Annotated in this window: 13 protein-coding genes; 7 read left to right on the forward strand and 6 right to left on the reverse strand. The window is 71.3% G+C overall.

Features of this window, described 5'->3' with window-relative positions:
- Positions 1-41: 41 nt before the first annotated feature.
- Both JKV81_RS08085 and JKV81_RS08090 read left to right on the forward strand, forming a co-directional pair.
- Positions 42-1,550: a cytochrome P450 gene (locus tag JKV81_RS08085; RefSeq protein WP_129266786.1), complete on the forward strand. Its 1,509-nt coding sequence runs from the start codon at positions 42-44 to the stop codon at positions 1,548-1,550.
- A 75-nt stretch (positions 1,551-1,625) separates the two neighbouring features.
- The gene (locus tag JKV81_RS08090; RefSeq protein ID WP_129266785.1) at positions 1,626-2,972 is read left to right on the forward strand and encodes a 6-phospho-beta-glucosidase; all 1,347 of its coding nucleotides are present in this window, start codon (positions 1,626-1,628) and stop codon (positions 2,970-2,972) included.
- A gap of 13 nt (positions 2,973-2,985) precedes the next feature.
- On the opposite strand, the gene JKV81_RS08095 is transcribed toward JKV81_RS08090, so the two are convergent.
- Together JKV81_RS08095 and JKV81_RS08100 are read right to left on the reverse strand one after the other, a co-directional pair.
- Positions 2,986-3,426 carry a hypothetical protein gene (locus JKV81_RS08095; RefSeq protein ID WP_129266784.1) on the reverse strand — a complete coding sequence of 147 codons (441 nt, stop codon included), beginning with the start codon at positions 3,424-3,426 and terminating at the stop codon, positions 2,986-2,988.
- Entirely contained in the window at positions 3,420-3,878 is a 459-nt protein-coding gene (locus tag JKV81_RS08100; RefSeq protein WP_129266783.1) for an ATP-binding protein, read from the reverse strand. Before JKV81_RS08100 ends, JKV81_RS08095 begins: the two co-directional genes overlap by 7 nt.
- 204 nt (positions 3,879-4,082) lie before the next feature.
- On the opposite strand from JKV81_RS08100, the gene JKV81_RS08105 reads away from it, so the two are divergent.
- The 4 genes from JKV81_RS08105 to JKV81_RS08120 all read left to right on the forward strand — a co-directional run bounded on the left by JKV81_RS08105 (position 4,083) and on the right by JKV81_RS08120 (position 6,570).
- Positions 4,083-4,943, forward strand: a complete 861-nt coding sequence (locus tag JKV81_RS08105; protein WP_124275846.1) for a Sco1979 family transcriptional regulator — start codon at positions 4,083-4,085, stop codon at positions 4,941-4,943.
- Positions 4,943-5,179: a DUF397 domain-containing protein gene (locus JKV81_RS08110; RefSeq protein WP_014152862.1), complete on the forward strand. Its 237-nt coding sequence runs from the start codon at positions 4,943-4,945 to the stop codon at positions 5,177-5,179. The genes JKV81_RS08105 and JKV81_RS08110 overlap by 1 nt, the downstream gene beginning before the upstream one ends.
- 64 nt (positions 5,180-5,243) lie before the next feature.
- The gene (locus JKV81_RS08115) at positions 5,244-6,053 is read left to right on the forward strand and encodes an SAM-dependent methyltransferase (RefSeq protein ID WP_147982944.1); all 810 of its coding nucleotides are present in this window, start codon (positions 5,244-5,246) and stop codon (positions 6,051-6,053) included.
- Between the two features lie 67 nt (positions 6,054-6,120).
- Positions 6,121-6,570 carry a YchJ family protein gene (locus tag JKV81_RS08120; RefSeq protein WP_202075269.1) on the forward strand — a complete coding sequence of 150 codons (450 nt, stop codon included), beginning with the start codon at positions 6,121-6,123 and terminating at the stop codon, positions 6,568-6,570.
- Between the two features lie 79 nt (positions 6,571-6,649).
- Here JKV81_RS08120 and JKV81_RS08125 read toward each other — a convergent pair whose 3' ends face one another.
- Complete coding sequence (locus JKV81_RS08125; RefSeq protein WP_202075270.1) at positions 6,650-8,722, reverse strand: MDR family MFS transporter; 2,073 nt, start codon at positions 8,720-8,722, stop codon at positions 6,650-6,652.
- A gap of 54 nt (positions 8,723-8,776) precedes the next feature.
- Positions 8,777-9,613, reverse strand: a complete 837-nt coding sequence (locus JKV81_RS08130; RefSeq protein WP_129266779.1) for an ATP-grasp domain-containing protein — start codon at positions 9,611-9,613, stop codon at positions 8,777-8,779.
- A 105-nt stretch (positions 9,614-9,718) separates the two neighbouring features.
- Here JKV81_RS08130 and JKV81_RS08135 point away from each other — a divergent pair, with 105 nt between their 5' ends.
- Entirely contained in the window at positions 9,719-10,951 is a 1,233-nt protein-coding gene (locus JKV81_RS08135) for a cytochrome P450 (RefSeq protein ID WP_241748597.1), read from the forward strand.
- Between the two features lie 18 nt (positions 10,952-10,969).
- Here JKV81_RS08135 and JKV81_RS08140 read toward each other — a convergent pair whose 3' ends face one another.
- Both JKV81_RS08140 and JKV81_RS08145 read right to left on the reverse strand, forming a co-directional pair.
- Positions 10,970-12,184: an acyl-CoA dehydrogenase family protein gene (locus tag JKV81_RS08140; RefSeq protein ID WP_129266777.1), complete on the reverse strand. Its 1,215-nt coding sequence runs from the start codon at positions 12,182-12,184 to the stop codon at positions 10,970-10,972.
- A 4-nt stretch (positions 12,185-12,188) separates the two neighbouring features.
- Positions 12,189-12,662 carry an SCP2 sterol-binding domain-containing protein gene (locus JKV81_RS08145; RefSeq protein WP_129266776.1) on the reverse strand — a complete coding sequence of 158 codons (474 nt, stop codon included), beginning with the start codon at positions 12,660-12,662 and terminating at the stop codon, positions 12,189-12,191.
- Positions 12,663-12,667: the final 5 nt, after the last annotated feature.

A 12,667-nucleotide genomic window follows, 5' to 3' on the forward strand; every position in this document is an offset into this window, starting at 1 on the left:
CCCGGTCCCGGAACGGCCGGACCCCTTTACCTGGAGCCACTGTGACAACCCCCTTCCAGCATGAACCCGGAGCGGCCACCGGTCCGGTGCCACCCCCGCAATGCCCCGCGCACGGCATGGGCATCGGCCCCGGCGGACTGCGCCGGCTGTACGGCCCGGAGGCCGAGGCGGACCCCGCGGGCCTGTACGAGAAGCTGCGCGCCGAACACGGCCCGGTGGCGCCGGTCCTGCTGCACGAGGACGTCCCCGCCTGGCTGGTGCTCGGCCACAGCGAGAACCTCCACATGACGCGCACCCCCTCGCAGTTCTCCCGCGACTCGCGGCGGTGGCGTGGCCTCCAGGACGGCAGCGTGGCCCCCGACCACCCGCTCGCCCCGCTCTTCACCTGGCAGCCGGTGTGCTCCTTCGCCGAAGGCGCCGAGCACGAACGGCTGCGCGGCGCGGTCACCGACAGCATGGCGCGCATCGACACCCGCGGCGTCCGCCGTCACATCAACCGGTACAGCAACCGGCTCGTCAACGACTTCTGCCGGGAAGGCCGGGTCGAGCTGGTCAGCCAGTTCGCCGAGCGGCTCCCCATGATGGTGATGTGCGCCATCATCGGCATGCCCGAGGAGTACAACGACCGTCTGGTGCAGGCCGCCCGTGACATGACACGGGGCTCGGAGACCGCCGTCGCGAGCAACGCCTATGTGATCGGCGCGCTCGACCGGCTGGTCCAGCGCCGCCGTGAGGCGCCGGCCGAGGACTTCGCCACCTGGCTGGTCGAGCACCCCGCCGGTCTCACCGACAAGGAGGTCAGCGAGCACCTGCGGGTGGTCCTGATCGTCGCGTACGAGACCACCACCAACCTGATCGCCAACGTGCTGCGGATGGTCCTCACGGATCCCAGGTTCCGGGCCAGGCTCAGCGGCGGGCACATGACCGTGCCCGAGGCGGTCGAGCAGACGCTCTGGGACGAGCCGCCCTTCACCTCCGTCCTCGGCCGCTGGGCGGTCGGTGACACCGAGCTCGGCGGGCAGCAGATCAAGGCGGGCGACGCGCTGATCGTCGGGATCGCACCGGCCAACACGGACCCCGCCGTACGGCCCGACCTCAGCGTCAGCATGGAGGGCAACCGGGCCCACCTGGCATTCAGCAGCGGCCCCCACGAGTGCCCCGGCCAGGACATCGGGCGCGCCATCGCCGATGTCGGGGTCGACGCCCTGCTGATGCGCCTGCCCGACCTCGAACTCGCCGTCGACGAGGAGAAGCTGATCTGGGCGGGGAACTTCATGTCGCGCCACCTGGTCGACCTGCCGGCGGGCTTCGCGCCCACCGCGCAGCAGGAGATCGACGCCGAACCGCTGCCGGCGGTGGCAAGGTCCCGGCCGCAGGCCGGCTGGGAGGTCTCCTCACCCGCCGCCCCGCGCACCCCGATGCCCGCCCCCGCGGGCCCGCACCCGCCCGAGCCGTACGCGGAGCCCGGGGAGGGAGCCGTCATCCCGGCGCAGCGCGGCGGCCCGGCGAAGGTCTGGCGTTCCGTCGTGCGGTGGTGGAACGGCCACTGACCCCCACGCCGTACCCGTCGCCCCGGCCCCCCGGGTCCGGGGCGACGGGCGTCCCGCCCCGTACCATCGATCAGCGTGAAGCTGACAATTCTTGGCGGCGGCGGATTCCGGGTCCCTCTCGTGTACGGGGCACTGCTCGGCGATCACGCCGAAGGCCGCGTCTCCCGGGTGACCCTGTACGACACGGACGCGGACCGGCTCACCGCCGTCGCACGGGTCCTCGCCGACCAGGCGGCCGGCATCGACGACGCGCCCCCGGTCCGCGTCACCGGTGATCTCGACGAGGCCCTGCGGGGCGCGGACTTCGTGTTCTCCGCCATCCGGGTCGGCGGCCTGGAGGGCCGCGCCGCCGACGAACGCGTCGCGCTCGACGAGGGCGTCCTGGGCCAGGAGACGGTCGGGGCCGGCGGCATCGCGTACGGGCTGCGCACCGTCCCCGTCGCGACGGACATCGCCCGGCGGATCGCCCGGCTCGCCCCCGACGCGTGGGTCATCAACTTCACCAACCCGGCAGGCCTCGTCACCGAGGCCATGTCCCGGCACCTCGGCGACCGGGTCATCGGCATCTGCGACTCGCCCGTGGGCCTCGGCCGCCGGATCGCCCGGGTCCTGGGCGCGGACCCGGAGAAGGCCTGGATCGACTACGTGGGGCTCAACCACCTCGGCTGGGTACGCGGCCTGCGGGTCGGCGGCCGTGACGAACTCCCGCGCCTCCTCGCGGACCCCGCGCTGCTCGGCTCCTTCGAGGAGGGCAGGCTCTTCGGCCCCGACTGGCTGCGCTCGCTGGGCGCGATCCCCAACGAGTACCTGCACTACTACTACTTCAACCGGGAAGCGGTCCGCGCCTACCAGGACGCCGAGCAGACCCGGGGCGCCTTCCTGCGCGACCAGCAGGAGGGCTTCTACGCCCGGATGAAGGACCCCGCCGCGCCGCCGCTGGCCACCTGGGACCGTACGCGTGCCGAGCGTGAGGCGACGTACATGTCGGAGAACCGGGACGTGGCCGGGGCAGGTGAGCGCGAGGAGAGCGATCTGGAGTCCGGGGGCTACGAACAGGTGGCGCTCGCCCTGATGCGCGCGATCGCCCGCGACGAGCGCACCTCGCTGATCCTCGACGTCCGTAACCGGGGCACCCTCGCCGTGCTCGACGCCGACGCCGTCATCGAGGTGCCGTGCCTGGTCGACGCCAACGGCGCGCACCCCGTGGCCGTCGACCCGCTCCCGTACCACGCGGTCGGGCTGGTCACCGCGGTCAAGGGTGTGGAGCGGGCCGTGCTGGAAGCGGCGGAGAGCGGCTCACGGGCGTCGGCCGTACGGGCGTTCGCGCTGCACCCGCTGGTCGACTCCGTCTCCGTGGCCCGCCGGCTGGTCGACGGCTACACGAAGGTCCACCCCGGGCTCGCCTACCTCGACCGGCCGTGACCGGCCCGCCTCGTCAGGGGGTCGGCACGGCCTTCGGCCGGCCCGACGGGTCCCAGGTCGGCGCGACACCGGTGACCTGACACACCATGAGGAAGAGCGGAATGGGTGGCGTGTACGGCGTACGGCTGTCCGGGGCGTGGATCAGCCGGGGGCGCCCGGCCGGGACGTAGGCCCCCGCGGCGTACGACGCCTGCTCCGGCCAGTCCAGATCGAGATCCGAGCCCGACGGGACGATCCACCACCACTGGTCGGCGTCGGCGAACACACAGCCGGCGCGCGGCAGATGCGACATCAGCCGGAAGCCGTAGCGCGCGGGCACACCGACCGCGTCGCAGCCGAGGCTCGCCGACAGCGCGGGCGGCAGCGGGAGCCGGACCCGGCCCGGGACGCCGTCCTCCTCCGCGGGGCGGGCCCGGCGCGCGCCGAGCAGCTGGGACAGGGCGTTCCTCAGCATGCCGGCTCCGGGCCGTACGGCAGTTCCGCCCATACGATGCGGCCCGAGTGGTCACCCGCGTCGTGGGAGCCCCAGGCACTGCTCATGGAGTCGACGAGCAGCAGCCCGCGCCCGTGCTCGCCCTCGGCGGTGAGGGACAGCCGGGGGCCGCCGGGCTGATGCCCCTGGTCCTGCACGGAGATGCGCAGCCGGCCGCCGTCGCAGCGGAGCTCGCAGACGACCCGGGCGCTCGCGGTGTGCACCACCGCGTTGGTCACGAGCTCGGAGACGATCAGCACCGCCGCGTCGTGCGCGTCCCCGCCCAGCCGCCAGTCCGCCAGCCGGGCCCGCGTGAGGCGCCGGGCACCGGCCACCGACTCCGGGTGCGCCGACAGGGCGAAGCAGTAACGGAGCGCCTCCGCCCCGGGGCTGAGGTCCATGAGCCGGGGGATGAGCGCACTGCCAGGTGCCACGACCGATTCCTCACAGTGGGGGCTGTGTCACGCTTCGCACCGTCCCGGGAGGGGCCGGGCGCACCACGCGAACTTGGTTCGGATACCAACTCTCCCCCCGACATGAACACTTGGCAAGAGGCACTCTGAAAAATTCAGAGTGGCTGTGTCCCTGAGGCCATGCGCATGGCACACTGCTCGCAACAGCGCATCGGGAGGTCTGAAGTGAGCGAACCGCGGTCCGCCCCGACCGTGGGCCAGGTCGTTCTCGGTAAGCGCCTGCAGGATCTGCGGGAGCGCGTCGGCCTGAGCCGTGACCAGGCGGCGAAGGTCCTCCGTGTCGCCCCGGGGACCATACGCAGGATGGAGACCGCCGAGGTCGGGCTGAAGATCCCGTACGTCCAGCTCCTCCTCAAGGCCTACGGCATCGCCGACGACGAGACCGACGCCTTCGTCGAACTCGCGGAAGAGGCCAACAAACCCGGCTGGTGGCAGCGCTTCCACGACGTGCTGCCCGACTGGTTCAGCATGTACGTCAGCCTGGAGGGCGCCGCCAGCCTCCTGCGCACGTACGAGCCGCACTTCGTCCCCGGCCTGCTGCAGACCGAGGACTACGCGCGCTCCGTCCTGCGCACCGGCGCCGTCGGCCAGACCAGGCCCGCCGACATCGAGCGCCATGTGGCGCTGCGGATGGAACGGCAGTCGCTGCTCACCAAGGCGGAGGCGCCCAAGCTCTGGGTGGTCATGGACGAGACCGTCCTGCGCCGCCCCGTCGGCAGCGCCGACGCGATGCGGGCCCAGGTCGACCGTCTGCTCGAAGCGACGGAACTGCCCAACGTGACCCTCCAGATCGCGGAGTTCGCGACGGGTCACCACCCCGGCACGTACGGCCCGTTCGTCCTGTTCCGCTTCGCGGTCCCGGAACTGCCCGACATGGTCTACAGCGAGTACCTGACGGGGGCCGTGTACTTCGACGCGCGCCCCGAGGTGGCTTCCTACCTCGAGGTCATGGACCGCATGGCGGCTCAGGCCGCAACTGCACAACGCACGAAGGAAATCCTCAGGGACTTCCGCAAGGAGCTGTGATGAACCACATATACAACGGCATGCCGGCCGCCGACCTCGGCACCGAAGGCTGGTACAAGCCGTGGAGCGGTGGTAATGGGGGCAATTGCATCGAGGCCATGAAGCTGGCCGACGGCAGGGTGGCGGTCCGCCAGTCGGCGGACCCGGACGGCCCCGCGCTCATCTACTCCAACGGCGAGATCGCCGCCTTCATCCAGGGAGCCAAGTCCGGACAGGCGGATTTCCTCCTCACCTGACCCGCAGCCGTCTATCGTCGCACCACACGCTGTTCGCCGAAGTCCCCGACCAACGGAGTGCGTTATGACCGGGCAGGAATCCCAGGCCGTCGAGATCGACACGAGCAAGCCGCATCCCGCGCGGATGTACGACTGGTTCCTCGGCGGCAAGGACAACTACCCGGTCGACGAACAGATGGCGAAGCAGCTGCTCTCGCTGGACGCCCGCGGCCGTGACATGGCCCGCGTCAACCGTGCGTTCATGCACCGGGCGACCCGCTGGCTCACCGAGAACGGCGTGCGCCAGTTCCTCGACATCGGCTCCGGCATACCCACCGAGCCGAACCTCCACCAGATCGCCCAGCGGACCGCACCGGACGCCCGCGTCGTCTACTGCGACAACGACCCGATCGTGCTCGCGCACGCCGCGGCGCTGCTGCGTTCCACCCCCGAGGGCGCCACCGAGTACATCCAGGCCGACGCCCGCCGGCCCGACGCCATCCTGGAGGCGGCCGGCAAGATCCTCGACTTCGACCGGCCGATCGCGCTCTCCCTCCTCGCCCTGCTCCACTTCGTCGACGACGAGGACGGGGCCGCCGACCTCGTCGACCGGCTGGTGGAGCGGCTGCCCTCCGGCAGCTACCTGGTGCTCTCGCACACCACCGGGGACTTCGACCCCGAGGGCGCCGCCAAGGCCCGTGCCATGTACAAGGCCCGGGGGATGACCCTGCGCCCCCGCTCGCGCGCCGAACTCACCGCCTTCTTCCACGGCCTCGAACTCGTCGAGCCGGGCGTCTCGCTCTCCGCGGAGTGGCGTCCCGAGCTCGGCGAGGCCATCGACGTACCCGGCAACGAGCCGATCCCCGGCTACGCGGGCGTGGCACGCAAGCGCTGACCCGGGGGCCGGCGGGGCTTTCCGTGCCGCCTGCCGGGTGCGTGGGCCCACGGGGGACAATGGGCGCATGTCACGACGTACCTCACGCCCCCGCCGGCCGGACGCTCCACCGGCGGGGCCTCCGCGGATCACCCCGACGGCACCGTGCCCCTGCGGCCTCCCGGCCGCCTACGGCGAGTGCTGCGGCCGGTTCCACGCGGGCACCGCCGCAGCCCCGACGTGCGAGGCGCTGATGCGTTCGCGGTACGCGGCCTTCGTCGTCCAGGACGCCGGGTACCTCCTGCGTACGTGGCACCCGTCGACCCGGCCGACCGCCGTCGACTTCGACCCGGCGATGCGCTGGACCGGGCTGGAGATCCTGGAGACCACCGAGGGCAGCGCCTTCCACACCACCGGCACGGTCACCTTCCGCGCCCACTACACCGACGACGGCAGGCCCGACGCGCTCCACGAGAAGAGCCGCTTCGTCCGCGAGCAGGGCGCGTGGGTGTACGAGGCGGGCGTCTTCGTCGACTGATAGTCCGTTGCACGGGTGCGCCGGGTGATCCGCAGGATGCGCGGGTTCCGATCCGGTGGCCGCGCACGGGACCGGTGCCTCAGGCCGGGGCCACCGCCCGCTCGGGCGGGGCGAGCTGCTGTTCCAGGTCCTCCGCGAGCAGCCGCTTGGCGATCACGTCGACCGCCGCGCGCAGCTGCCGGTCGTCGGGCCGGGCGCCGTCCTCGGCCAGCCGTTCGTTGAGCCAGCGGCCCCAGGCGTCCGAGATCACCGCCGCCTCGCGGCTCCCCGCCGCCGTATGGGTGAAGAGCCTGCCGTCCCCGGTGAGGTACCCCTCCTCGATCATCCGGTCGAAGACGGGCACCAGCACCTCCGGCGGGAGGCGGTGCCGGGCGGCGATCAGCCTGAGTCCCGCGTGGCCGACCATCCGGGTGAAGAGGTCGACCTGCATCACGGCCCAGGCCCCCGCCATGTCGAGCCGGGTGTCCGACTCCGCGGTGATCCGCCTCGCCGTGTCGGGCCCGGCCTGGCTCAGGATCCTGGCCACGGCTGATTCCAGCAGCTGCGCCCGGTCCCCGGTGCTCGGCTGGGCGAAGCCCTCACCCATGTCGGTCGAGCTCGCCCGGGCGCTGTCGCGCAGCTTCACCTGCTTGAGGAAGAGCGAGACGACGAAGCCCAGCAGGGCCACCGGCACCGTCCACAGGAAGACCGTGTGCAGGGTGTCCGCGTAGGCCTGGGCGAGGGGTGCGGTCTGTTCGGCTGGCAGGGCGTGCACGGCCTTCGGGTTCTCCGCGACCCCGGCCAGCGTGGCCGGATCACCGCCCGCCCGCGCCGCCTGCTCGACGCCCTGCGTCAGATTCGGCCGCAGGGCGTTGGCGTAGATCGTGCCGAACACCGCCGTGCCGAACGAGCTGCCGAGCGTACGGAAGAAGGTCACCCCGGACGTCGCGGTCCCGAGGTCCGAGTAGTCGACCGTGTTCTGCACGGCGATCGTCAGCACCTGCATCGACAAGCCGATGCCGATGCCCAGCACCAGCATGTACAGCGACTCCAGCCAGGTCCCGGTGCCGGGGCCCATCCGGGACAGGAGATAGAGGCCCGCCGCCATCACCAGTGAACCGATGACGGGGAAGACACGGTAGTGGCCGGTCTTGCTCACCACGTTGCCGCTGAAGATCGAGGCCGCCAGCAGGCCGATCACCAGGGGAAGGGTCCGCACGCCGGAGAGTGTGGCCGAGTCCCCGTCGACGTACTGCAGATAGGTGGGCAGGTAGATCATCGCGCCGAGCATGGCGAAGCCCACGATGAAGCTCAGGATGGAGCAGACCGCGAACACCGGGTTACGGAACAGCCGCATCGGCAGCATCGGCTCCTTCGCCCGTGTCTCCACGAGGCAGAAGAGCGCCAGGGCTACGAGACCGCCGACGAAGAGGCCGATGATGACCGGTGAGCCCCACGCGTACTCGTTGCCGCCCCAGCTGGTGCCGAGGATCAGCGCGCTCGCGCCGGCGGCGACCAGGGCGATGCCCAGGTAGTCGATGACCGGGCGCCCGGCCGCACGGACGGAGGGGATGGTGCGGGCGGCGGCGATGACCACCACGATCGCGATCGGCACATTGACGTAGAACGCCCACCGCCAGGTCAGATGGTCGGTGAACAGCCCGCCCAGCAGGGGGCCGACCACCGTGGCGACGCCGAAGACCGCACCGATCGCCCCCTGGTACTTGCCCCGTTCGCGCAGCGGGATGACATCGGCGATCAGCGCCATGGCGGTGACCATCAGCCCGCCCGCGCCGATGCCCTGCACACCACGCCAGATGATCAGCAGCAGCATGTTGGAGGCGAGGCCGCAGAGGAACGAGCCCGTGATGAAGATGACGGCCGAGATCTGGAAGATCAGCTTCCGGCCGAAGAGGTCGCCGAACTTGCCGACCAGGACCGTCGCCACCGTCTCCGCCAGCAGATACGCCGTCACCACCCACGACATGTGCTCCGCGCCGCCGAGGTCCGAGACGATCGTGGGAAGCGCTGTCCCCACGATCGTCTGGTCCAGCGCGGCGAGCAGGATCCCCAGCACGATCGTGGCGAACACGATGTTCCGGCGCCGGGGGTCGAGGACGGGTGGCGCTGCGGCACTCTGCGCGGCGGGGGAGGTCTCGCTGGCAGTGGTCACCCTCGCACCCTCACACCCGGCCCTGGCCCACGCATGCGGGGGCAGCCGGACGGGTCAGGCCAGCAGCTCCCGTACGGAGTCCCTCATCCGGGCCACGAACGCCTCGCGGACCCGGTCGGACACCAGGTCGAGCGACAGATACGGATTGAGGTCCTCCAGCTCGACGAGCAGCAGCCCGCCCTCCGGTGTGCGGCAGGCGTCCACCCGCTGGATGCCGTGCGTGAGGGTGTTCCACTCGACGAAGCGACGCGCGAAGTCCAGGTCGGCCGCCGTCGGCGCGTACGGTTCGAGGACCCAGCGCCGGTCCGGATGCGGGGCGTGCAGGGCGTACTGGAAGTCGTGTCCGACGAAGTAGAAGGACACCTCGTAGCGGAAGTCGATCCGGGGCTGGACCAGCAGTGTGCCGTCGGCGCCCTCCGGATACTCCGGCTCGTCGGTGAACCGCAGTCCCACCGAGTCCGCGCCGAGCTTCGGCTTGACCACGTACCCCGCCGAGCGGGGGAGCAGCCCGAGGTCCGCCGCACGGTCCACGGTCGGGATCACCGGGAAGCCGGCCCGGCTCAGATCGACCAGATACTGCTTGCCCGCCATGTCACCGCGCCCGTCGAGCGAGTTGTGGACCCGGGCCCCCGACTCCAGCGCCATGGTGCGGAACGCGTCGTACGCCTCCTGGTAGTGCAGGACCGGTCCGCTGTTGCGGACGACCACCGCGTCGAACCGGTCGAGCAGCGCCGCCGCGTCCCGGGGGTGACAGAGCGCGACATCGAAGGTCTCACGCAGCCGGGACGTCAGGAAGATGTCCTCGTCGCAGTAGCGCCGCCCCTGCGCCTCGTACGCGAGATCGGTGACGAACAGGACGGACGGACGGGATGCTCCGGACACGGCGATCAAGAATACTCCCAGGGGGTTCGGTATTCGGCTGAAGGTCAATAGCCTTGCTGGTGCTGCCCGTTCACTGCCATGAAGCACTCCGGTCCCTTCCCGCAGGAGTCATACGTGTCCCAGGCGTCCTCACCGCCCGATATTCTCTCGCCCGCCTTCGCCGCCGATCCCTACGGGGCCTACCGGACGATGCGCGAGAGCGCCCCCCTGATCCACCACGAGGCCACGGGGAGTTACCTCGTCTCCCGGTACGAGGACGTCGAGCGCGTCTTCAAGGACAGGGCCCAGGAGTTCACCACCGAGAACTACGACTGGCAGCTGGAGCCCGTCCACGGCCGGACCATCCTCCAGCTCAGCGGCAGGGAACACGCCGTACGCCGGGCCCTCGTCGCTCCCGCCTTCCGCGGCGCGGACCTCCAGGAGAAGTTCCTGCCCGTCATCGAGCGCAACGCCCGCGAGCTGATCGACGCCTTCCGCCACACCGGGGAGGCCGACCTGGTCGAGGCGTTCGCGACCCGTTTCCCCGTGCTGGTGATCGCCGACATGCTGGGCCTGGACCGGGCGGACCACCAGCGCTTCCACGGCTGGTACACCAACGTCATCGCCTTCCTCGGCAACCTGGCGGGCGACCCCGGGGTCGCGGCGGCGGGGGAGCGGACCCGCCAGGAGTTCGCCGAGTACATGATCCCGGTCATCCAGCGGCGGAGGGAGGAGCCGGGGGACGACCTGCTCTCCGCGCTCTGCGCCGCCGAGGTCGACGGCGTACGGATGAGCGACGAGGACATCAAGGCATTCTGCAGCCTGCTGCTCGCGGCCGGCGGGGAGACGACCGACAAGGCCATCGCCTCGGTCTTCGCCAATCTGCTGGCCCACCCCGAGCAGCTCGCCGCCGTGCAGCGGGACCGCTCCCTGATCGACCGGGCCTTCGCCGAGACGCTGCGCTACACCCCGCCCGTCCATATGATCATGCGCCAGACGGCGGGCGAGGTGGAGCTGTCCGGGGGCACCGTCCCGGCGGGCGCCACCGTCACCTGCCTGATCGGATCGGCCAACCGGGACGAGGCGCGTTACGCCGAACCCGACCGCTTCGACCTCTTCCGGTCCGACCTGAGCAGCACCACGGCGTTCTCCGCGGCCGCCGACCACCTCGCGTTCGCGCTGGGCCGGCACTTCTGCGTGGGCGCGCTGCTGGCCAGGGCCGAGGTGGAGACCGGGGTGAACCAGCTGCTGGACGCCATGCCCGACGTCCGCCTCGCCGAGGGCTTCACCCCGGCCGAGGCGGGCGTCTTCACGCGGGGCCCGGCCTCGGTGCCGGTCCGGTTCACACCGGTCACGCCTGGAGCGTGACCCTCCCGGGCGTCCTCGTCAGCGGATGTGCCGCCCCGAGATGGCCCGGGCGATGACCAGGCGCTGGATCTCGCTCGTGCCCTCGAAGATCGTGTAGATCTTGGCGTCGCGGTACATCCGCTCCACCGGATGCTCCCTGCTGTACCCGGCGCCGCCGAGGATCTGGACGGCCTTCTCCGTGGCGGAGACGGCGAGTTCACCCGCGCGGAGCTTGGACATGGAGCCCTGGCCGGCGTCGAAGGTCCGGTCGTTACGGGCCATCCACGCGGCCTGCCAGATCAGCAGCCGTACGGCCTCGATCTCGGTACGGATGTCGGCCAGGGCGAACGCGATCGACTGGTTCTCGATGACCGGCCGGCCGAACGCCTCGCGCTGTCCGGCGTACTCCAGGGCGTACTCGTACGCGGCGCGCGCGATGCCGAGCGCCTGGGCGCCCACCGTGGGGCGGCTGACCTCGAAGGTGGCCATCGCGGCCTGGCCCTTCGCAGTGCCGCCCTCCCGGGCGCGGGCCAGCCGGGCGTCCAGCTTCTCCTTGCCGCCCAGCAGGCAGTGCCCGGGGACGCGTACGTCGTCGAGGAAGACGTCCGCGGTGTGCGACGCGCGCAGGCCGAGCTTCTTGATGGTGCGGCTCGCCTCCAGGCCCCGGGTGCCGGGCGGCACGATGAACGCGGCCTGGCCGCGTGCGCCCAGCGAGGGGTCGACCGAGGCGACCACGACATGGACCTCGGCGATCCCGCCGTTCGTGATCCACGCCTTCTGGCCGGAGAGCACCCACTCGTCCTTGGCCTCGTCGTAACGGGCCTTCGTGGTCATCGCGGAGACGTCGGAACCGGCCTGCGGCTCGGAGACGCAGAAGGCGGCCACCTTCGGGTCGTCCTCGTCGCCGTAGCACTGGGGGACCCACTCGGCGAGCTGGTCGGGCGTGCCGGAGGCGAAGATGCCGGCGACCGCGAGGGAGGTGCCGAACAGCGCCATGCCGATCCCGGCGTCGCCCCAGAAGAGCTCCTCGTTGGCGATCTGGAGGGAGAGTCCGCTCGGGTCGCCGTACATGTCGGCGAGCGACTCGAATCCGTACAGGCCGATCCTGGCGGCCTCCTGGATGACCGGCCACGGGGTCTCTTCGCGCTCGTCCCACTCGGCGGCCGCGGGGCGCACCACCTGGGCGGCGAAGCCGTGCACCCAGTTGCGCAGGTCCTGCTGTTCCTCGGTCAGGGCGAGGGAGAAGTAGCTCATGGGCTCAGGCCTTCGGGATGTCGAAGTAGCGGGTCAGTCCCGAGGCCAGCCCGACGTCACCGGCGACCTTCAGCTTGCGCATCATGAACATCGTCACCGGATTGCCGTTGCCGGAGACCAGCTTGAGGAAGTCGGCGTCGCCCATCACCAGCGTCGTCCGGGGCTCCGCGTCGGAGCGGCCCGGGCTCACCGTGCAGGCGCCGTCGGCTATGGAGGTCTCGTAGACCTCCTCGCTCTCACCGGTGATCTTCCAGCGGATCAGGGCCTTCAGCCCGCCGGCCGCCTCAGGGCGGAACTGCTGCCGCATCCGGCCGAAGACCTCGCCCAGCACCCGGGTGCGCAGATCACCGTGCATGACCTCGCCGAGCTGCTTGGCGGACAGGCCCTTGACGATCCGCGCGAACTCCTCCGGGGAGACGGCGGCGAAGTCGAGCCCGGCCAGTTCGTCGGTGAGGTTGCCGCTGCTGTTGTCGCCCACGCCAA

It is taken from the genome of Streptomyces silvae (assembly GCF_016745505.1).
GTDB lineage: Bacteria > Actinomycetota > Actinomycetes > Streptomycetales > Streptomycetaceae > Streptomyces > Streptomyces silvae.